Annotated in this window: 18 protein-coding genes, 1 tRNA gene and 4 pseudogenes; 10 read left to right on the forward strand and 13 right to left on the reverse strand. The window is 52.9% G+C overall.

Annotated elements, in window-relative coordinates; genetic code table 11:
* Positions 1 to 507: 507 nt before the first annotated feature.
* The 8 genes and pseudogenes from FT726_RS20670 to FT726_RS20705 all read right to left on the reverse strand — a co-directional run.
* A tRNA-OTHER gene (locus FT726_RS20670) sits at positions 508 to 578 on the reverse strand.
* Positions 579 to 957: 379 nt separating this feature from the next.
* Positions 958 to 1,569, reverse strand: a complete 612-nt coding sequence (locus tag FT726_RS20675) for a hypothetical protein (protein ID WP_346303358.1) — start codon at positions 1,567 to 1,569, stop codon at positions 958 to 960.
* Positions 1,559 to 1,804, reverse strand: a complete 246-nt coding sequence (locus FT726_RS20680; RefSeq protein WP_034830612.1) for a YlcG family protein — start codon at positions 1,802 to 1,804, stop codon at positions 1,559 to 1,561. Before FT726_RS20680 ends, FT726_RS20675 begins: the two co-directional genes overlap by 11 nt.
* A complete protein-coding gene (locus FT726_RS20685) occupies positions 1,801 to 2,415 on the reverse strand; it encodes a recombination protein NinG (RefSeq protein ID WP_034830613.1) in 615 nt (204 codons plus the stop codon). The genes FT726_RS20680 and FT726_RS20685 overlap by 4 nt, the downstream gene beginning before the upstream one ends.
* Positions 2,408 to 2,734 carry a hypothetical protein gene (locus FT726_RS20690; protein WP_034830615.1) on the reverse strand — a complete coding sequence of 109 codons (327 nt, stop codon included), beginning with the start codon at positions 2,732 to 2,734 and terminating at the stop codon, positions 2,408 to 2,410. The genes FT726_RS20685 and FT726_RS20690 overlap by 8 nt, the downstream gene beginning before the upstream one ends.
* A gap of 90 nt (positions 2,735 to 2,824) precedes the next feature.
* Positions 2,825 to 3,043, reverse strand: coding sequence for a hypothetical protein (locus FT726_RS20695; RefSeq protein WP_034830617.1), 219 nt, complete (start codon positions 3,041 to 3,043; stop codon positions 2,825 to 2,827).
* Positions 3,036 to 3,494 (reverse strand): annotated as a pseudogene (locus tag FT726_RS20700) (YbcN family protein). Before FT726_RS20700 ends, FT726_RS20695 begins: the two are co-directional and overlap by 8 nt.
* A gap of 547 nt (positions 3,495 to 4,041) precedes the next feature.
* Positions 4,042 to 4,164, reverse strand: a pseudogene (locus FT726_RS20705) (integrase core domain-containing protein); the annotation flags it as partial.
* A gap of 63 nt (positions 4,165 to 4,227) precedes the next feature.
* Here FT726_RS20705 and FT726_RS20710 point away from each other — a divergent pair.
* Together FT726_RS20710 and FT726_RS27665 are read left to right on the forward strand one after the other, a co-directional pair.
* Positions 4,228 to 5,375 (forward strand): IS3 family transposase gene (locus FT726_RS20710; protein WP_346303359.1). Its coding sequence is split into 2 segments (ribosomal slippage): positions 4,228 to 4,465 and positions 4,465 to 5,375, totalling 1,149 coding nucleotides; the frame shifts between segments, so codons are not numbered across the junction.
* Between the two features lie 178 nt (positions 5,376 to 5,553).
* Positions 5,554 to 5,883, forward strand: coding sequence for an Rrf2 family transcriptional regulator (locus tag FT726_RS27665; RefSeq protein ID WP_052127597.1), 330 nt, complete (start codon positions 5,554 to 5,556; stop codon positions 5,881 to 5,883).
* A 109-nt stretch (positions 5,884 to 5,992) separates the two neighbouring features.
* On the opposite strand, the gene FT726_RS20715 is transcribed toward FT726_RS27665, so the two are convergent.
* Positions 5,993 to 6,328, reverse strand: a complete 336-nt coding sequence (locus FT726_RS20715) for a hypothetical protein (protein ID WP_034831085.1) — start codon at positions 6,326 to 6,328, stop codon at positions 5,993 to 5,995.
* Between the two features lie 1,129 nt (positions 6,329 to 7,457).
* Here FT726_RS20715 and FT726_RS20720 point away from each other — a divergent pair.
* From FT726_RS20720 to FT726_RS20745, 6 genes are read left to right on the forward strand one after another with little or no spacing between them, the layout of a single operon-like run.
* Positions 7,458 to 9,548: a TonB-dependent receptor gene (locus FT726_RS20720; RefSeq protein WP_034831086.1), complete on the forward strand. Its 2,091-nt coding sequence runs from the start codon at positions 7,458 to 7,460 to the stop codon at positions 9,546 to 9,548.
* 37 nt (positions 9,549 to 9,585) lie between these two features.
* A complete protein-coding gene (locus FT726_RS20725) occupies positions 9,586 to 10,494 on the forward strand; it encodes an ABC transporter substrate-binding protein (protein ID WP_034831088.1) in 909 nt (302 codons plus the stop codon).
* Positions 10,491 to 11,474 carry an iron ABC transporter permease gene (locus FT726_RS20730; protein WP_034831090.1) on the forward strand — a complete coding sequence of 328 codons (984 nt, stop codon included), beginning with the start codon at positions 10,491 to 10,493 and terminating at the stop codon, positions 11,472 to 11,474. The genes FT726_RS20725 and FT726_RS20730 overlap by 4 nt, the downstream gene beginning before the upstream one ends.
* Positions 11,467 to 12,498, forward strand: coding sequence for an iron ABC transporter permease (locus FT726_RS20735; RefSeq protein WP_034831091.1), 1,032 nt, complete (start codon positions 11,467 to 11,469; stop codon positions 12,496 to 12,498). Before FT726_RS20730 ends, FT726_RS20735 begins: the two co-directional genes overlap by 8 nt.
* Positions 12,499 to 12,513: 15 nt before the next feature.
* Entirely contained in the window at positions 12,514 to 13,308 is a 795-nt protein-coding gene (locus tag FT726_RS20740; protein ID WP_034831093.1) for an ABC transporter ATP-binding protein, read from the forward strand.
* A complete protein-coding gene (locus FT726_RS20745; protein WP_034831095.1) occupies positions 13,295 to 14,041 on the forward strand; it encodes a (2Fe-2S)-binding protein in 747 nt (248 codons plus the stop codon). The genes FT726_RS20740 and FT726_RS20745 overlap by 14 nt, the downstream gene beginning before the upstream one ends.
* 44 nt (positions 14,042 to 14,085) lie before the next feature.
* On the opposite strand, the pseudogene FT726_RS27670 reads toward FT726_RS20745, so the two are convergent.
* A pseudogene (locus FT726_RS27670) lies at positions 14,086 to 14,182 on the reverse strand (SOS response-associated peptidase); the annotation flags it as partial.
* A gap of 687 nt (positions 14,183 to 14,869) precedes the next feature.
* On the opposite strand from FT726_RS27670, the gene FT726_RS20750 reads away from it, so the two are divergent.
* Complete coding sequence (locus tag FT726_RS20750) at positions 14,870 to 16,186, forward strand: PAS domain-containing methyl-accepting chemotaxis protein (RefSeq protein WP_346303360.1); 1,317 nt, start codon at positions 14,870 to 14,872, stop codon at positions 16,184 to 16,186.
* A gap of 1,163 nt (positions 16,187 to 17,349) precedes the next feature.
* Here FT726_RS20750 and FT726_RS20755 read toward each other — a convergent pair.
* The 3 genes and pseudogenes from FT726_RS20755 to FT726_RS20770 form a co-directional block, all read right to left on the reverse strand.
* Complete coding sequence (locus FT726_RS20755; protein ID WP_034831103.1) at positions 17,350 to 17,583, reverse strand: KTSC domain-containing protein; 234 nt, start codon at positions 17,581 to 17,583, stop codon at positions 17,350 to 17,352.
* A 204-nt stretch (positions 17,584 to 17,787) separates the two neighbouring features.
* A pseudogene (locus tag FT726_RS27675) lies at positions 17,788 to 18,390 on the reverse strand (DUF2913 family protein).
* 103 nt (positions 18,391 to 18,493) lie between these two features.
* A complete protein-coding gene (locus FT726_RS20770; RefSeq protein ID WP_034831111.1) occupies positions 18,494 to 18,736 on the reverse strand; it encodes a DUF2767 family protein in 243 nt (80 codons plus the stop codon).
* A 457-nt stretch (positions 18,737 to 19,193) separates the two neighbouring features.
* Between FT726_RS20770 and FT726_RS20775 the strand changes: the two genes are divergently transcribed.
* Positions 19,194 to 20,855, forward strand: coding sequence for a methyl-accepting chemotaxis protein (locus FT726_RS20775; protein ID WP_034831105.1), 1,662 nt, complete (start codon positions 19,194 to 19,196; stop codon positions 20,853 to 20,855).
* Positions 20,856 to 21,234 lie beyond the last annotated feature (379 nt).

Below are 21,234 nucleotides of genomic sequence, written 5' to 3' on the forward strand. Positions count from 1 at the left end.
TCGTAGTTAAGCCGTGCTGGCACAAATCCGGAATAAGCTAACTGAATTTACCGCCTGACAGAATCATCGATGTATAACGTCAGGAATTCGAAAAAACGACGTCAAAAGCTTTGATTAAGAATGTGCTTAAGGTATTTGAACTGATTACGCGTATATTACTCAGCGGGTACTACCCAATCTCTTGAAGAAACTTGAATTTTTATCCCGGAACTTATCATTTCGGGATCTTTTTTTTCAAAAAGGCCCACCGAAGTGAGCCATGCTTTGCTGAAGCATTATGGCTTATCTGCGGTGCCGCTCGTTAGACGGTGAGTAAGGTACAGTCCCCTTACCCGCTTGCTCAGACAGCCCTCCAGAGCTTTGACTGTTGCCACGCCGCTAGACGTGATTCACCGCATTAAACCCAGCATATAGTTAAGCATTACTTAAGTGAAGTTTTTTATCTTAATTATATGACCTGACACCTGACGCTTATACGTTTTTTCAGGCATTCATGAGATGGAGAGGTCCGCCGTCAAGGAATTTAACCCCGTCCTCTGGCATTAGAGCCAGCGCTCTTTCCAATAAGCTAACGGCGGATTAATTGACATGCCGGATTACTATCAAAGGATGATTTAAGCCAGCAGACAACGAAAGCATTATAGTCGCTACAGCGCCGGGTGCCTCCCGGTAGGCTCGTAAACAATCAACGACACCCGCATGTTAACGCACTTCGATTGTTCTGCCCCTCCGCTCAGGGGGATTCGTTGTAGCTAAGAGAATTTAGCATTCGATTGAAACTATATGATTTTAGTAAATAAAAAAAACACCTACGGCTGGTAACCGTGGCGCTTTTAATCACTCACTTATGATGGAACTGCTCAGTCCGCTTTGCTTCCCGAGCGTAAAGTGAATATGCCAGGTCGCATGCCCTTTGTCTTTAGCTATTCGTGCCATCAATTCTCTTCACTCCTTATTTTAGGGAATTAAATTCTCCATTTCGCGTTTGATCGCATAAAACATTTCCCCCTCAAGAATATCCAGCACCCATTCCATTCTGTTGCGGGCTTCCTTAGTGCTGATACCCGTGAAATAGATCATGGATGCACCGATGTTTTGCACGCTCTTGCGTTTGCAATATCGTAATCTGGCTATGTTTTTAATCGGGTTGTCCTTACCGAATGTTTTCACCATAACTAATTCAACAAAGGCAGCATCATCTGATTCTTTGGCTAGAGCAATGATGCTTGCCGTTGCTGATTGAGGGATTAGCAGGTCACGGGCTTTGCGGAATAACTCTTCGCCGCGCAAACCTTCACAATGAAGCTCTGACACGATTTTCTCAATCTGTCTGCCCTGCTGCTCACTCCATTCGCAACGCATCATAAGGCGGCCCATAACGTTTACTTCTCCGCGATCGTAATCTTCATTACCCAGATGCTGACCCCACACTGTGAGCATGTGGCGAACCCATGCCTGTTGCGATGAATTGATGGTCTTCCTTCCATTACCAAACAATCGTCGCATGTCGGCAGCGCTGCGCACACCCGCAAGCCTGACGATTTGTTGGAAGTCTCGTTCAATGCGCATGTTTCATCCCCATGATTTTGGCGATGTGCTTGATAATTCGGTAATCGACCGGGAAGGTATTTCGTGAGCGGTACATTCTGAGCAACCGCCATTTTTCTCGAAGGTAATCGGCGATCATTTCTTTCTCCGTCTGGTGATTTTTGTAGGGCTTGCCGGGCAGCTGGGGACGCTTACTCAGTATCTGGATGGGTTGATAGGGGTAAACCCGGCTGAGTAATCTGGTTAACCAGGTCATGCCGCCTCTGATTGCTTTATTAGCTCTCTGGTTTTCTGCCGGTAGTGCGACGCTAGTTCCTGCAACTCTTCACGCGTCCACTTAACCACCGGGTGCGGGCCCATCAAGAGATCGAAAGCATCCTGCCCGATTTTCTTAATCAGGTTTGGCGTGTAGTTTTCGATGTTTCCTGAGAGATGTTGATTGCAGGGAACGCACTGCTTATGGCAGTTGGTTTCGTCATAACGTGTGGCCGGCGATGCCCCGCGAGTGCGGTAATGACCAGCGTCATATTTTCCATCGTGAAAGCGACCGCAGCTTATGCATGGATCGTCGGCGTCGCGTGTGCGGATAAACTCGTTGAAGGCGGCTTGAGCTTGTTTGTGAAAGTGGCTGAGGGGCTTAAGTGCTAACTTGCGGATCTTGAGGTGACGTTTTTCCTGCTGTGCTTCTATCTTCCTGACCTGCTCCTGCTGCTGTATTCGTTTCTTTCTGGCTGCTGTTGTGAGTTGCTTTATCAGTTCGTCCTGGTGCTCTTCGCTACACCACCACTGATAAAGAGTAAGAGGCTTATAGCGCTTTTTGCATATTCGACATTTACGCACCTTTGGTGCTTTCCTTTCTTCAGGCATTGCACCTCTCCTTATTGCGGTCATCATAATATCTGACGTCGTCGCCCTTGAGCGGCATAAGGTATATGGATGGGAAAATACACCAGCCATAATTTCTGAAATCTCTTAGCGAGACGTACATTTTGCCAACACATACAATGTCACCGACACACAGCCAGCCGCCTGTGTTAGAGGGCATTTGTCCACGGGTACCATCTTGAGCGTTAAAAAATTCTCCAGCCTCGAACCAACTCAGTAATGTTACAGACTTGCCGACATTCTCTGGATTCACTGATTCAATCACCAAGGCAACGAAACCTGCTTCAAGTCCTGATTTCATCAGATTTTCTCCACATGATAACATCTGGCCCTAATTCATATTCATACGGACCCGGAAGTTTTAAAGCTATTACAGAGAAAACGTGGTGAATTATGACGCTTCGTCTGTGCGATCCTTATGCGCGTAATCGGGCCAATATTTATTGAAGATGATTTCTGATACCTTCAGCTTTAGCCCAAGCGAGTGGGCCTTACCTGTAACAGCTGACACCGATTTATTTATCGCGGCTGCCATAACGGGCACAGGAACCTTTCCGGCGACGCGCTCGATGTAAGCCAGATCCTTATCTGACCATGTTTTCTTAGGCATTTTGATTGTCCTTTAGTTTTTGATATTCGCTACCGTGCGGAATGGTCAGCGCCAGCCGGAACTGCGCGCACCACTGCTCAACCTGATTGAGGAAGAAGTGCATATCTCCTGTATCAAGGCTGGATGTATGGCGTGGTTCATAGGAGGTGACTTTCTCGCCGGTAACGAAGTCGGTATAGGTAATCTCTTCGCAGCCAAGGTAAGTGCGTTTGAGGTTGCGCTTTACCCAATCAGGTGTGGCGTCGATACGACCAAACTAGATGAGGTATTCACTGATTTCGCCAAACCACATATGGATGAGGCTGTTCTGTGAAAGGCTACGTTTTTCTTTCCACGGCCTGAGGATTAGCCGGTAGCAGTCGCCAGATTCGAGCAAAGGGAGTAACTGCTGCCCCACGGCGAGGAAGTTCGATTTGTGCAACCGAACCCCACTATTTGAGATGTCGGCCATATAGTTTAATTAGTTTATTTTTAATTTTTTCTTGATTTCCCTAGTGCTTGATTTACTTATCGGTGAGGGTAAGCCCAGGAGTGATCAATGCCCATTGATGATAAGATTCCGGTAATAGCTAAGTAAGCCAATACCAGCGCGAAAATTACAATTGCTGTAATTTCAAGTGATTTCAGAAAATGATGCTTAGCCATAAATATCCCTCTTCAGTTTGTGTGTATTGAGCGTACCTTCTGAAAATAAGATGTTACCGGTAAAGTGCAAGTCAAATTCACACTTTGAAACGTAAAGCAGAACTTATTGATTTTTTGCGTTGCGAACATACCCCGCTCCGCTTTGAGAGCAATCATCGCCATTGGGTTGGTTTTAGGCGTGCCTGCTCATGATTTACCTCGCTTCAGGGTGGCACGCAGCATCGCTACGCCTTCCTGCGCTTTCTCGGTAGTTGATGGGATGGAGAGCTTTAACAGCAGCTTACACGGCTCAGGTATTTCTTCTCCAGCTTCGATGCGCTGTGATGGAGTTGCCCCCGCTAAGACGGACGCGGTTAATTTATAGCCAGCAGCGAACTTCTGTATTCCCTGGGGGACTGCATTTTCAGCCCTTTATGGGGATGCCAGTTATTATAGTCTTCCATCCAATCCGTCAGTTTTCCCATCACTGTCATGGCTGAATCGCCACGGGTTTAACAGACACCTCTGAGTCATTTAAGATGACTTAAAGAGAGGTGTCCATGAGCGGTAAGCGTTATCCTGCAGAGTTTAAAATTGAAGCAGTCAAACAGGTTGTTGAGCGTGGTCATTCTGTTTCCAGCGTTGCAACACGTCTCGATATCACCACCCACAGCCTTTACGCCTGGATGAAGAAGTACGGTCCGGATTCTCCCACTCATAATGCACAGTCAGATGTTCAGGCTGAGATCCGCCGTCTCCAGAAAGAACTGAAGCGGGTTACCGACGAACGGGACATATTAAAAAAAGCCGCGGCGTACTTCGCAAAGCTGTCCGACTGAGGTACGCCTTTATCCGCGACAACAGCCGTTGCTGGCCTGTTCGATTGCTCTGTCGGATTCTGGATGTTCATCCGAGTGGATTTTATTTCTGGCTTCAACAGCCACATTCACAGCGTCACCAGGCAGACCAGATGCTGACCGGGCAGATCAAGCAGTTCTGGCTTGAGTCTGGCTGCGTCTATGGTTATCGCAAGATCCATCTCGATCTGCGTGATACTGGGCAACAGTGTGGAGTGAACCGGGTCTGGCGGCTCATGAGGCGTGCAGGAATAAAAGCTCAGGTTGGGTACCGTAGCCCACGGGTAAGTAAAGGCAAAGCCAGCATCGTGGCACCCAACAGGCTCCAGCGGCAGTTCAATCCAGACTCACCGAATGAGCGTTGGGTGACGGACATAACCTACATCCGAACCCACGAAGGCTGGCTGTATCTGGCCGTGGTGGTTGACCTGTTCTCCCGAAAAGTTATCGATTGGTCAATGCAACCTCGTATGACAAAAGAGATTGTCCTGAACGCATTACTAATGGCGGTGTGGAGGCGTAATCCCCAAAAACAGGTACTGGTTCACTCTGATCAGGGCAGTCAATACACAAGCCATGAGTGGCAGCCGTTCCTGAAATCACACGGTCTGGAAGGTAGCATGAGTCGTCGTGGTAACTGCCATGACAACGCGGTTGCGGAAAGCTTTTTCCAGCTACTGAAACGCGAACGGATTAAGAAAAAGATCTACGGAACGAGAGACGAAGCCAGAAGCGATATTTTTGATTACATCGAAATGTTTTATAACAGTAAGCGTCGGCATGGTTCGAGCGAGCAGATGCCACCGGCTGAATATGAAAACCTATATTATCAACGGCTCAAAAGTGTCTAGATTACCCGTGGCGATTCATCGCAACCGGCAGCCGCTTCGCACCCATCGAGAGACAAGCCAGATGTTGGGTTAACCGCCAGTCCTTGTCGGTGGATTCAGCTATGCCGATCCATTTGGATCAACGTCCCCGACAACAGTGGTATTCTTTTGAAAGAGAAAATTAACGGGCTTCTAAAGGATGCTTACCAGTAAACAGAACAACGCTCTAAACATCATGATGGCTCTGAGTGAGGAGAAAGTTATACCTGTCAGAGATTTAATTTCAGAAGTTTCACTTTCTGTTAGTTACCTTGAAAGTCTGATAGCGGTGCTCAGGGATGAAGGCCTAGTTAAGAGTATGCCCGGCATGTACGGCGGTTACGCATTATCCCGTAATCCCGCCAGCATTACCGTAACTGACATATTGTCTGCCTTCAGTGCCTCAGACACTCCTTACCCTGTGGTAAGGGCTCTCATTTCGGTATCGCTTAAAGATTTGCAGAACTCAGCTCAAATTTCTAAGACCTGAACATAATGGAGTGACTCGTCATACGTAATCACTTGCGCTGTTTGTTGATGTACTGCTGCAATCCGGCTATTTGCTTTCCTGCCATGAACATTCGCTCAAATAAAGTGAATTAATTCTGTTCATTTGCGGCTAAGGCATGGGAAGCCACACGGGCTGCATGGGATGCCATTGCATTCTGCTTGAACGACTTAACTCGCGAAATCGCATAGCGAATCGCTTCTATCCAGCGAGGGTCGGCTGAAATTATCAGGGAATTTTTTAGCGAAGCATGTAAATCACTCCATACCATGATGCGTACAGACACCTCTCTCCCCAGTCCATGATTGAAGTCCGTTAGGATTGAGTTGATCGCTTCTTTTGTTTGCTGGTAGCCGTCCCCCATCTGATACATACCCGCCAAACGTTTTATCTGAATTTCACACTCAGCTGCAATGTCATCTTGCATCGTACGCTCCGTTTTCGTCTTTTAAATTTGACTTAACGAATAAAATTCTAGTAGCTGCTGCACAAATTTTCGACCAATTATACTTCAAGTAGTGCAGATATTTAATCAACCGAAAGATCGGATAATTCATTATTTATAATGGGTTATGTATTAATTGTGCGCTATTTACTTAAGAAATTTCTGGTATTTTTTTATGTTCCCAAAATGTTCCGTCAAATCCCGGCAGCATATTTAGAAAGGTATACAATTCACCCCGCACTGGTAATGTGCCTCTGGGCATATTCCATGACTAACAAGCAGCACTAATAGCTGACAACCCTGTGTGACATCTGCCGCCGTAGTCCGATACGGCGGATTTTTTTCAAGTCAGGCATAGCCCGATCTTACGAACTGTATAAACCGTGTCTTCAGCTTTGCTTGCAGACCAACCTGAACCAGCTTCCCCATGTAACAATCCATCACCTTACAGACTTTCAAACGTTCAGCTATTGCGAGGCTTTGTACCACGCCTGCCATCTGTAAGTGTTTAGACGGAGGGTTCTTACACAATCAGCGTTTTCCACATCCGATGACAGATCAGTATCACTGTCCTCTCCCGCCTAGCTTACGTTGCGGCCACTTTTTACCGACCAGGGTGATGCCGAACTCTTCTTTTCGGCTGCTCCAACCCTGGAGCCATCGCCATCATCTCTTCTATTATCCGCGGTATTTTTCCCAGTGAGGTGCACGACAGCAGGCTCAGATGACTTCACAAGATGCTGTGCGGACTACTTAAGACTCATCTTACATGGTTCCACGCCTTTCAGGCTGTGCACCATTTGCGTCATCATAAATCCCTGAGGGTTATCCGGTCAGAATCACCTCCGCACTCCTGAAAGCCATTTCCGCTTTGACCTGACCGGTCTAATCACCTGCTGCCTATCCCTGCACCCCGCTAGCCAACCTGCGCACTTAAGCTAACGCAGCGAGTGTGCCATTCACATTCAGAATTGAAATGCATCATTTCCTGACTTTATCCTTACAATTTGTTATTAATAACCGTTATCATATTCATTCTCATTGCTGTTCGCATAAACCAATGAAGCCAATCAACCCTGAATGTAAGTGTTCAGAGCAGAGGATCATTTGTATGAAAGTTTCCACACTGTGTGCTGCGTTGACGCTGCTCGCGTCATCCCCGCTTTATGCCCGTGATAGTGCAGAGGAGGAGCTGGTCGTTGATGCAACCCGTACCGAAGGTTCACGCAATGATTCTCCTCAGGTCATCAGGGTGATTGGCGAAAAAGAGATTAGCCAGCAGCGACAGCTGACGTCTGACACATCCCAGATTCTGAGCAACCTGCTCCCGTCTTTTTCCCCTGCGCGACAGAAAATGTCCGGCAGCGGTGAAACGTTGCGCGGCCGTATGCCGCTGGTGATGATTGATGGTATTCCACAATCCAACCCTCTGCGCCCTACCGGGCGGGAAATGCACACCATTGACGCGTCCATGATTGAGCGTATTGAAGTCATCAAGGGTGCTAATGCGAGCAACGGGATCGGGGCGACAGGTGGAGTGATTAATATCATCACAAAGCGCGCAAAGCCCGGCACCGTCAATCAGCACCTCGGCGTCGAAGCCACGACGCCTACGGCTGAATTTGACCACGATACGCTGGCCTATAAAACGAACTACAGTGTTAACGGCAGCGAGGAATACGTAGATTATCTGTTCGCGCTGAGCTTTGAAGATCAGGGCTTGTTCAAAGACGCAGATAACCGTGCGATTGGTGTGGATAATACCCAGGGCGACCTGATGGATTCACGCGCGTGGGACATGCTGGCGAAGGTCGGTTACTGGCTGGATAATGACCAGCGCATTCAGCTGAGTCTTAATCGCTACCGACTGAAAAATAAAGACAACTATGTCAGCGTGACCGGCGATCGCGATGCCGGCATACTGACCACCTCTGCCAAAGGCAGGCCGGAAGGCCGCGCGCCGCACAACGATGTCTGGACGGTGGGTACCACCTACGATAACTATAATCTGGCGGGCATGAAGCTCACCGCGCTGGCCTATTATCAGCGCTACGAAGCGCTGTTTGGCGCGACAAACTCTTCTTCTTTCCAGGATCCGGCCATTGCGCCCATCGGGGCCTTATACGATCAGAGCCGCGCCTTTACCGACAAATACGGCACCAAAATCGCGCTGACCAAAGATGATTTCTGGGACGATCGCTTTAAGGCAACGGTAGGATTTGATACCCTTTTTGACAATTCCAAGCAGGATTTATGGTCAACCGGGCGGACTTACGTACCTGAAATTAACTATACCGACCTGTCCCCGTTCCTGCAGCTTGAGTATTCCCCGGTAGAGTCAGTAAAGCTCAGCGGTGGCGTACGCTATGAATACGCGCGACTGAATATTGACAGTTATCAGACGACCTGGGCGAACGATCGCGTCAGCGTTGAGGGAGGCACGCCCACCTTTGATCAGACGCTGTACAACGCGGGTATCGTCTGGACGCCACTGGCGCCGATCAGCTTGTTTGCCAGCTACAGCGAAGGTTTCACCGTGCCTGACGTGGGCCGCGTGCTACGGGGCATTGACACCCCGGGCGTCAGGCTGGATGAATACAGCGGCCTGAAACCGATCGTCACCAAAAATAGCGAGGCGGGCTTCCGCATTCAGCAGGCGCCCTTTGATTTTGAAGCAAGCTATTACCGTTCGTCTTCAAAGCTCGGAAGCCGCGTGGAACTGGTTGATGACGCATTTGTCGCCCGCCGGGAAAAAACGCAAATCGATGGCCTGGAGGTCAGCGCGGGCTACAGCCCTAATGCGGATCATAAGCTCACGCTCGCCTGGTCTCATATGCGCGGCCGTTACGACAGCGATGAAAACGGCAGCCTGGATGCAAAACTTGACGGCCTGAATATCGCGCCGGATCGCCTCATCGCCAGCTGGTCAGCAAACTGGAATACGGAGCTGAGTACCTTCCTGCAGGCCAACTGGGCTATGAGCAAAAAATTCGACGATGAGGAAAAGGATTTCTCCGGTTACACACTGGTAGATGCAGCCGTGGGTTATAAACTTCCCCGTGGACAGCTGAGCCTGGGCATTTCCAACCTGCTGAATAAAAAATACATCACTTATTATTCGCAGAGCGCCTCCGTTGACCCTGACCGCTATTTTGCCGGGAGGGGGCGCACGGCCACGCTCGGCTACAGTCTTGACTTCTGATTATGGCCGCCCCGCTTCCGGGGCGGTAAACCTGACGATGGAGAAACAATTTTACTTTTCGCCTCTTCGCCGGCGCTGGCTGCAGGCGCTGCTGTTATGCAGCGTGTCACCCGGCCTTCTGGCCGTGCAACGGCCCGCCCAGCGTGCCGTTTCACTGTTTCAGGGTGCCACCGACAGCCTGGCGGCGCTGGGCATTACGCCCTGCGGGATCGTTGAATCCTGGGCGGAAAAGCCGGTTTACCGTTACCTGCGAAACCAGTTTTCAGGCGTGCCGCAGTTAGGCCTGGAAACCCAGCCGGCGCTTGAAAAAATAGCGCTGCTCAGGCCCGATATCATATTTGCTTCCCGTTTCCGCCATCAGGATGTTGCGCCGCTGATGGAAAAGATTGCGCCCGTGGTGCTGCTCGATGACGTTTATGAATTTAAAAAAACGCTGAAAGTCGTTGCAGAAAAACTCTCAAAGGTCAATGAGGCAGGAAACCTGCTTCAGCGCTGGGATTCACGCATTGTCGCCCTTCAGACCCTAATGAGAGAACGGTTCGGTTCACAGGCCAGACCCCGGGTATCTGTCATTGAAGTCCGCCCCGATCACATCCGCAGCTACACTCCGCAAAGCTTTCCTGGATCTGTGATGTCCGAACTCGGTTTTGACTGGAACGGGCAGGCTACGCAGACGCGCGGCACGTCGTTGCGCTTTTCCAGTATGGAGAACCTGCCGCTGCTGGATGCCGATATCTTTTTCATTCTGCTGCGGGCGGAAAGCCCTGCCATTCTGCGTCAGTACCGGGTGATGACTGCGCATCCGCTCTGGCAGCAACTGAGCGCCGTGAGAATACGGCAGTTAAGGACGGTTGACAGCGTTCCATGGAGTCTGTCGGGTGGCATTATTGGCGCAAATCAGATTCTCACTGACACAGAGCTGGCGCTGAGCCGGGGGGCATCGTGAAAGCACGCTTTCTGTTCTGCTGTGCCCTTCTGGCGCTGATGATGGTGCTCAGCGTCATGATCGGAGTGCGCTTTTACACGCTTTCACAGGTGGCTGACGCTTTGTTTCACTCCGATCCCCTCCGTGCGGCTGACGCCATCATTCGCACATCCCGGTTGCCACGCACATGGCTGGCCATGTGTGTGGGGGCTTTTCTGGCTGTGGCGGGCGGACTTATGCAGGCGCTGACTCGCAATCCTGTGGCATCGCCCGGGCTGTTCGGCGTCAATGCGGGCGCGGCGCTGGCAGTTGTGCTGGCCGGTAGCGTTCTTTCCCTGAGCATCCCCTGGCAGACACTTTTACTGGCATTTTTCGGGGCGTGCGCGGCCAGTATGCTGGTGTGGTTCGCCAGCCGGGCAGGTAACGGACGGGATAATCCACTTCGGCTGGTGCTGGCTGGGGTGGCGATAACCGCGCTGTGTAATGCCATTACCCAAGCAATCCTCGTTATCGACCAGGAGACGCTTGATACGATGCTGTTCTGGCTGGCCGGGAGCCTGTCGGGTCATGACCTGCCTCATGTCTATGCGATGCTGCTTCCCGGAACGCTGCTGACTGTTGTCGCGTGCCTGTCTGCCGGCCAGATGGATGTACTACGTGCCGGCGAGGAAATTGCCACCGGCCTTGGGCAAAATATCGTCCGTGTCCGCCTCCTTGCCAGCCTGCTGGTCGTGGGGCTGGCGGGAAACGCCGTGGCACTCGCCGGTAGCATCGGCTTCGTCGGACTGATAGTGCCGCATATCGCCCGCCAGCTGTTTGGCAGCGACCTGCGTCTGATGCTACCGGCCTGCGCATTGATCGGCGCGTTACTGTTGCTGACGGCGGATATCGTGGCGCGCGTGATAATTTTACCGCAGGAAGTCCCCGTCGGCGTCATGACGGCGCTGATGGGCGCGCCATTTTTTATAGTGCTGGCGCAGCGCAGGAGACACCATGTCTGATAACCGCGTTATACGCTGCGGCCCGTTTTCACGCCTTTACGCCGGGCGATTACCGTTGGTCATGCTGCTCTGCCTGTTGGCTTCGCTGCTGATGACGCTTGCTGCATTAAGCGCCGGCGACGTACCCCTTCCGCTGTATCAGGCGCTGTGGCTCCTGATACATCCTGACGCCAGCTCACAAAGCTTCATCCTGCACGAGCTGCGTTTACCCCGCGTGGCGCTTGCGCTTCTTTCAGGCGCGGGGCTTGGACTCGCCGGACTGGTTATGCAGCTGCTGGTACGTAATCCGCTGGCTTCTCCGGACACGCTCGGCGTCACTACCGGCGCAAGCGTCGGGGCGCTGCTGTGGCTTTCTTTTTTCAGTTTTTCATGGGGTAGCGCGCTGATGCCGGTGGCAGCGATGGCTGGCGCCACCTGCGCGGTTGGCCTGGTATTCATACTTTCAGGGCCCAGGGGGCTGACGCCAGCCCGACTGATCCTGACGGGTGTCGGCGTCTCGGCAATGGCGGGCGCGGTGGTGACCTTCATACTGGTTTTCAGCCCACTGACTACCACCTTTTCTGCGTGGGTATGGCTTAGCGGCAGCGTTTATGCGGCGACCTGGGAAAAGGTGCGTCACCTCCTCGCCATCGATCTGGCGGCATTGCTGCTCTGGCTGTTTTCGCTGCGTTATCTGAGCACGCTTCTGCTGGACGACGACCTTGCCACGGGGCTGGGTGTGCGGGTGCATGTAATGCGGGCCCTGCTATTGTTGGGCTGCGTGATACTTTCCGGCGGCGCGATAGCAATGGTGGGCGCCATGGCGTTTGTTGGCCTGATAGCGCCCCACCTCGGCAGACAGATTGTACGTCACGGCATTTTTGGCCAGGCGTTTGTCACCGCCTGCTGCGGCGGCGTCATGGTGGTTACTGCTGACCTGCTGGCCAGAACGCTGTTCCGGCCTGCAGATCTTCCGGCGGGCATCTTTGTTGCGCTGGTCGGCGCGCCGTTTTTTCTGGCGTTGCTTATCCGGCAGCGTACGTAAACTGATGGAGAAAACGTGTCTCTTTCCACTCATAAGCTGAACGTGAGCTATACACAGCAGCAGGTCATACACTCGCTGGATCTCAAACTGCCCGCCGCGAAAGTCTCTGTACTGATCGGGAGTAATGGCTGTGGTAAAAGCACCCTGCTCCGGGCAATGGCCCGGCTTCTCAGGCCGCAGTCGGGAACCGTTATACTGGACGGGATGGATATTCATGCCAGCAGTACGGCGCAGGTCGCCCGCCGGCTGGCGATCCTGCCGCAGATCCCCGTCGCCCCCGAAGGAATTTCCGTACGTCAGCTCGTTAGCCTGGGACGCTTCCCGTATCAGAGCTGGTTACGTCAGTGGTCAGCGGAAGATGAAAGGCAGGTAGACGAGGCCCTTCGACTGACCGGAACTGATGCATTACAGCATCGCCCTGTGGATGCCTTATCAGGCGGGCAGCGGCAGCGCGTCTGGATTGCCATGACGCTGGCACAGGCGACCGATACGTTGCTGCTGGATGAGCCGACCACCTATCTTGATCTGGCCCATCAGGTTGAGGTGCTTGAACTGTTGCGCGACCTGAACCAGACGCACGGTAAAACCATCGTTATGGTCCTGCACGATCTTAATCTGGCCAGCCGCTACGCCGACCATCTGGTCGCCGTACACGACGGACGGGTTTATGCACAGGGTGCGCCGGGGGATATCATGACTGAAGCGCTGGTGAATAAGGTGTTTAACCTGCAGTGCCGGATTATTGAAGATCCTTTCTTTCGCTCGCCGCTGTGTATTCCTTTTCCCGGGGCGCTACATGCTGACGCCTGAGGAGCAAGCCTTTCTGCAGAAGAATTTCCGCTTACGGCCCCTCGCGGCGGCCGACGCGCGCAGTATGCCGGCAGAATATGTGCTCAATGCGAAACATTGCGATGCCTTTTTACGTCTCGTGATGCCGCTGACAGGCGCACCGGATGTGGCCATAGCCGCCTCGCTGTTTGCAAAACGTCTGGCATTTCTCGCGACGGGCAATGTGCTCTATGCTATGAGCGTGTTTGACAGTGGCCTGACCTTCTCTCTTTCTCGCAGCCGGCTTGAGTATGCTCACGATAACGGGCTATGGACATCGTCGCTCCCGGCAGACACTCTAGTGACATGCTATCTTCCCGGTGAGCGAGATGCCTGGCGTGAAGAAGTCGTGTCAGCGCTTTTCCGCGGGTTTCTTTCTCCGCTCTGGCAAAGTCTGGCCGGAGTGAGCGGACTGCCCATACAGATACTCTGGGAAAATACCGCGATGCGGGTTTTTTCACTTTATCAGGGCCGAATGGACAGGCTCGATGAAACGCAGAACGAGCGCAGGGATGCCGATTTTAACTGGTTGATCGGACAGGCTTCACCTTCTCTCTTTGGCCTGTCCTGGAACCCGCTGCAACGCTTTCGCCGACCTCTCCAGCTAAACGCGGCGGGAAAGCCTGTGCGCTTTCGTCGCACCTGCTGTTTCTATTACAAAGCAACCGACCCTGTCGAATACTGCCTCAACTGCCCACTCTGCAGGCCAAAATAAGCACCGGACTTTAGCCGAGTGGGAGACGTGCTGGTACTCAATTACTCGCGAACGGCGTCAGGGGCAATCACCCGTGGGCGCCTGTCATGAATATCAACCATGCCCCCTGTGGCTGGGCGACGTCACAATCACAACCCCTTCTCTTCCGTGGTGCTGCCCGGAAAGCTTGGATGTTCAATATTTGTCACATCGCTCTACTTCCTGTTCGGACTCCTGCTGTTCGGACATCAGTGACGCCAGATCTATCGTTCCAGCCGCCGGATTGCGGCTTGCCCACCGGGCACATAGCCTGAGAACGCTCAGGCGTATCATTGCTTCACGCTAGGGCGAGGCATCGTTTTCCGTTATGACGACACCTCTGTTCATGAACGCACGTTTTTTCCCGCTTATGAAGAGGTTCTCCCATGCTGGCATATCACACCGGCTCGCAGTGTCAGGAGAAACATGCGTTTCGTCACTTCAGATACGGACGGATAGAAAACGGGTATGCAGTTGTGTTGGATATCAATCAGGAAAAGATTCCTATGCAGAAGGGCTATACGGTGAAGGTCCACAGAGCAGAGCGTGTCTGGCTAAAAGCGCATCCGTTGCTCAGACAGCTGTAAGGTTCTCACACGGAAGGTATGCTGACCTGACTTACATGTTGCACGCCATCAGATTCATGGTGTCCGACAATCTGGTTAGTAGACAGTAGTTAGCTCCAGGAGGTGTTTAGCAATCTTGTTAAAGTTCGAAACAATTGTAACCCGTGACTATCACAGCAATACATAATGTCCACATTCGGTTTGCCGATAACCGAAGCAGTCATTGGATAATCCGGAACATATCATGCTCCTGCATACGTTAAAAAATCTGTTTTCCCTAAGTCGCTCACGTTTATCCGCTTCTGTAGGCGCGCTTGAGCAGGCTATGCCAGTTATTGAGTTCACCCCAGCCGGAATAATCCGGAAGGCCAGCCCGCTTTTTCTTACTACTATGGGCTACCGAGCCGACGAAATAATCGGACACCACCACAGCATGTTTTGTGCCCCTTCGCTAATCAGTACACCTGAATACCGCCATTTCTGGCAGCGCCTTGCGGACGGTGAGAGCTTCAGTGGTAAGTATATGAGGCTGGCAAAGGGCAACCGTCCCGTATGGCTAGAGGCAAGCTACATTCCCGTTGCTGACAGGCGCGGGAGGGTTTTTAAAATCATCAAAATAGCCGCAGACGTTTCCGGGCGCGTACAGTCAGCACTGGAACTGGAGTCAGTCGTCAATGCCATCAGCCGCTCTATGGCCGTCATTACGTTCGATCCAACCGGACTTGTACTTGATGTTAACGAAAACTTCCTTAGCGCCACCGGGTATCAGCGGGAGGAGGTCATCGGTCAGCATCACAGGCTATTTTGTAGCGAATCACTGTATAAAAGTGATGAGTACCGGCAGTTCTGGGAAAAACTGAATCAGGGTGAATTTTTCTCTGGCCAGTTTCCACGACTGAATAGTCGTGGTGCCCCGCTTTGGTTACGTGCCACCTATAATCCGGTATTCAGCCCAGATGGCAAACTGTATAAAATTGTGAAATTTGCTTCAGACGTTACCGGTCAGGTCCTGAGAAATCAGAAAGAGCAGGATGCCGCCGTGCACGCGTGGGATATGGCAGTCCAGACACGGGGAAGTGCCCAGACAGGTGCAGACGTAATCGAGAACAGCATCAGAATGATAGACAGGATTGCTCTTGGGATGAGCTCGGTTTCAGCGGATAAATCCCGACTCAACAGTCAGTCTGACAGCATTGACGGTATGGTCGAAACAATCCGAAGCTTTGCCATGCAGACAAGGCTGATTGCCCTGAATGCCGCTATTGAAGCAGCCAGGGCGGGTGCCTCAGGCAGAAGCTTTGCCGTTGTCGCCGCAGAAGTCCGCAACCTTGCAGCAAGCGTCAGTGCTGCCACTGAAGAAATCGAACGGGTCGTGGTGGATAACAACCTGCTGGCCAAAAAAGTACTCTGTGGTATAGAGGGCAGTATGTCAAACACAAAGGACGGCGTGGCGCTCATGCGCGAGGCAGGTGAGGTCATTGCCAGTATTCAGATAAACTCAGAAGGCGTGGAGAAAGCCGTCAGGGATGTGGCACATTCAGTGAAAGAGGGACATGCCTGATGGGCTGACTGATATAAAGGGAAGGTTTAGCGGTGTGGAGGAGCCAGAAACCCCTGGGGCGGCCTTATGTTCATCTGGTCTGATATGCTGCCGGTGCCGGTTACGGGCTCTGCATCAGATATCTGGGGGGCAGCCTGACCATGCTTTTGCAGATCGGGTATATAACACGTTTTATCATGCTCCCCCTAAGTACTGCTGCACTTTCCCGCTGACAAACATGCTCTCGGCAGCACCGGAATTTACTCTTTCAAAGGTTTCAGTGCGTGCGACTTTGCCAGTGGAAATCGAGGCTCACGGCCTCCCCGTCCTTCTCCATTATTATCCGTTCTCTGGCACAGACGCCGTTGGGTATGACTTTTTTCCATTGCCGGTCTGTCAGCTCCGGATATACGGGGATAAAAAACATCCCCATCAGAAGCCACAGGCGGGATTCAACCCGACTGACTGTCTGAGGTGACAACCAGAGCGGCATGCTGAAACCCAGGGCGCGGGTGTCCGCAATCCGCAGGACCCCCTCAGGTGGCGGTAAATCGGCAAACACGACCGCGGGCAGAGGAGCACGCAGGCAGAGAGAACCGCACCTGGGAAAGCTGTCACCCTCGACCGTAACAGGAGAATCAAGATGTGCCGCAGTGAATACCGGCGGCGGAAGACGTCCTTCAGCTAAAGCGGTCCTCGCTGTGAATCATGCCGGTGAGATTTTCTTCCCGGACAGCCCGGACGTGCGCGTGTTCAGCAACAGCGCTGCAGAAGGCGCTGAACGTAGATGCTGGCATATCCCCGAGCGGATAGCGCCGGAAAATGATTTTCCGCTCAGGATGGTTAAGGAGTGACTGTCCGCGGGTCTGTAAAACATTTTTAATGTGTGAGCTCATACCCGTCAAGGGATACCAGTGTCCAGGAAAATCAGGCTGCCGCATCTTCCAGCAGCTGTGAGTGAAATCCATTTTTCGTGACGTAATTTTCCTTATGTTATCCGGGAGCATCCGTACTCGTTATTCCCGGATGCCCGAATCAGTAATGGCTGAAACGCTACTTTCCGAGGGGAAACGGCCACCTGACTGAACGGCGTGGCCGCGGCCGGCACGTGGCCAGTCGGGATAATGATAACCGCGCGACAGTAGACAGCTGAAGATTATGATGCGTACGCGCAGATGATGGCGTCAGACGCCGCGCCGCAGGCTGAGGCTGCCCCGCAGGGAAAGGTAGCGGCCCTCGATGCTGCTCATGAAAAATGCGTCAGCGTCCGCAGCCGCGCAGAACGCCTGATACACCTTTGCCGGCACCGCGAGCCAGCGCCAGCACGCGCCGTCCCGGTACTCCAGCTCCAGCACGCCGGTGGTCGGATCGTAGCCCGCGCTGCGAAACAGCTGAGACGTGACTTCATGCCTGTTCATGCTGTGGTTCCTGTCCTGGCGATCGCGCACGTGGACGCCGTCAAAAAAAGTGGGGTGCCGCCGAGCGGCTCCCCGTTCAGGGAATGAAAACAACCGATTTATTATTCTGCTTACGCGGGAGTTATCGGCCGCCCGCCCTTAAACCTGAGCCGGCGTGGAGGTTCACTGTAGCCTGTAACGTCCGTGACCATTGCTGTTCCGGCCTCAGGCTGCCCGGAATCCGTCCGCGAGGAGTAGGTGCAGATGTTCATCCGCACTTCTGGCCGCCTCCCGGCGCCAGCCCGACCGCTACAGCAGTTTATCGAGCGCGGGCAGCTCGCCGGTGATGCGCGCGGGCAGGGGGATGCGCTGGAGGCCGTGCTCGTCAAAGCCGGCGTCGAGCGCGTGACGGTTCAGGTAAATGCCCGATACCGAAGGGCTCAGGCGAAGCTGCCGGCGGCCGCGCCATTCACTCTCTGCCAGCACCATGTAAATCCATCCAGTCAGTTTCACCGCGTGCAGGGCGTGCTGCAGCCGGAACAGGTCGTTCTGCCCCTGCAGGTTGCCGTTGCCGGCGCGCCACAGATAGTCGAGCTTGCCGGGCAGGTCGGCACGCAGTCCCTTCACCCGCCCTTCTTTCAGCAGTCAGCTGATGTCGCTGGCAAGCTCCCGGGGAAAACGCCGCTGCTTCTCGGCGGTAGCCAGCCAGCGGGTCAGAAAGAGGTTGTCCTGCGCGGGGGAGGTCGCGACCCCGTCGCGGCGGGCAGTGTGCAGTGCAATCAGCCCGCACCAGGCCAGGTGACTGACGTTCAGATTGTCGTTATCCATAAGAGGCATCCTTCATGCAGGACCACATTAAAAACTGGCACTGAAATGCGGTATTTTATGACATCATCCCTGCCCGGAGTAGTCTGTTGAGTCTGCACCCGATTCAGCTGTGAAGTCTGACTTCATCCGGGTCGTCGCCCCGGAGCTGTTCAATCGCGAAAATCAGCGAGGGATTACAGACTTCATTTTCCTTTTCGCTGGCTTTTACGAGCGTGACCAGCTCCCGGATCAATCGATTACGATCGGTCTGCTGGCCCCGGTCGGCCAGATTCAGGCAAATCATGCCGGTAATCCGGCAAGCCTCCCAGTAGAGGGATTCTGTCAGTTCAACTTCTGAGTCTTTCATCCGCGTTTCTTCCGTTTGAATCTGATGCATATGAGCATAATGGCGTAGGCAGAGCCTGCTATTATCAGCTTACTGAAAATTGTAGCGGCGGTCAGCAGGCTACTGAAGCCGATATTCAGACGGGCGAGCAGTGCTAAGCCTGTGCTGTGAATGCCGCTTTAGCGGCCTGTCAGCAGCTTATCAGTCAGAAGGTCGGAGGTAAAAGAAGCAGCAGGCCTCTTGCTCTGCAGCGACACTTACCCATAGTCACAGCATCCATTTATCTGCCCCTGCAGCTCCGTCCATCCAGTCCGGGCGGTGGTGGCTGGTCAATGGGGGAAAACGCGATACCCGTGCGCCGCGGGTCCGCTTAATTTGAAATAACGTTTCCTGCATTTCTGCCGATAAATATGCTGAAAGTTTTTATTATTTTCAGATTTCATAAATTATTAGTCACTTACAATGGCAGGAATTACAGATGACGATTACACAGCGATTGTTGCTTACCTTTTCACTTCTCTCTGCCTCGCTGGTCGCGATGGTCATCGTGGCCGTCATGGTTGCCGGCGGATTCCAGTCCCGCTTTCAGTATGTACAGGAAAATACCGTTCCGTCATTGCTGGATCTGGGAAAACTGGTAGACGGCAGTAATTCCCTCATTATCTGGCTCTACCGCCACCAGAGCGCAACAGATCCGCGGCGACAGGCTGAAGTCGAAAAGAAAATCGATGAAGCTATAAGTAATATTAAATCACTGAACAACTATTACCTGAATAATGACATATCGAACGAGGAGGACCGGCAGTTGACAGAGAGAGCGTTCTCCACCATCAAACAGGTTGAATCCTCGCTTCCGGAATTTCTTGCTGGCTCACGCGCACAGAATGACGCCATTGCACTGGGGGCGCTCCAGAGCAATAACGGCATTGGCGAAGCCGCCCGCCAGTTGATTGCAGGCTACCAGAAACAGCTCAAACTTAACGTGGACATCGGCAGCACCCTGCGTCAGGAAAATGACCGAACTTATCAGGTGACAGTCTGGAGCTTAATAGGGGGTTCCGCACTGGCCATTGCTATTCTGGCCTTCTTTGCGCTCAAAACGGTTTTCGGTATCCGCGGGCAACTCAACGGCATGCGGCAGACTATGGAAAACGCCAGCCACCGGCTTGACCTGACGCTCAGAGTGGACGAGTCGCGCCGGGATGAAATCGGCCTGACCGCAAAAGCGTTTAATCATCTTATAGAAAACGTCTCAGCCTCGCTGTCGAAGGTGGAGGCCTCTTCACAGTCGGTCAGCACGGCTTCAGCGCAAATAGCAGCCGGTAATGAGGACCTCTCTTCACGAACCGAGGAGCAGGCTGCCTCGCTGGAGCAGACGGCGGCAAGCATGTCACAATTGAGTGAGACCGTGCGTCAGACCGCTGAAAACACTCAGCTTGCCAGCCAGCTGGCGAAGAATGCCCGGGATATTTCAGAGGACAGCGCCGGGCGGGTACGCACGCTCCTGGATACAATGGGTGACATCAGGGGAAGCTCTGCAAAAATCACGGATATTATCGGGCTGATTGAAGGCATTGCATTTCAGACCAACATTCTGGCCCTGAACGCAGCCGTCGAGGCCGCGCGTGCCGGAGAGCAGGGTCGCGGCTTCGCGGTGGTAGCGGGAGAAGTTCGTAACCTCGCGCAACGTTCATCCTCCTCCGCCCGTGAAATCAAGGGGCTGATTGAGTTATCCATGGGTTTTGTCGAAGCCGGTTCGACGCAGGCTGAGGGCGTAGGAGAAAATATGTCCCGTATGAACGACGCCGTGCGGCAGGTCGCCGACCTTGTCGATGAGATATCGGTTGCCGGCAGTGAACAGTCTCAGGGTATCGGGCAGGTCCATATTGCCGTGAATCAAATGGATGACGTAACACAACAGAATGCTGCGCTGGTTGAAGAAGCTTCGGCCGCGTCACGTTCGCTGATGGAACAGGCGGCGGCGCTGAACAGGCTGGTGAGTAACTTTACGCTGGTTCCGGATTCGGGCCAGGCAGGCACTCTGGACGCTCAGGCTGTCCGGCCGATACGGAGGGCTGCTTTATTACGGCCCACCCCTGCCGTTGCGGCAGTGGGGGATGATAACTGGAAGAGCTTCTGAGGCAGAATTTACGTTTTCTTCGATTGAGGGGGCGGAGATTACTGATGTTCCTAAACCCGCCGGGACCTGCTTATCAAAAGCGTGTTGCCTAGCAGGTTTATAAAAAATGCCGGTTGCGCTCAGGTTTCGGAGCAAGGTGCCGATAACTTTAATGTGCCTCATCAGGGTACACATCTGATACTGCGACTGATTGTGCTGATGGCTTCCTCCCGGAAGCCATTTTTTTATTACGCTGCCTGCACAGTTAATTCCTGTACGGGACCGCCAGCGCCCGGATTCTGAACCCTTTCCCACGAAGCTGATCGTAATGTCCGCCGTACAGGCAACACAGAAGAGCAGAACTTAGCGTTCAGAAAAAATTTTTGTCAGATAGGTTGGA

The sequence above is a fragment of the Pantoea sp. Morm genome, from assembly GCF_016643525.1.
GTDB classification, from domain to species: Bacteria; Pseudomonadota; Gammaproteobacteria; order Enterobacterales; family Enterobacteriaceae; genus Pantoea; species Pantoea dispersa.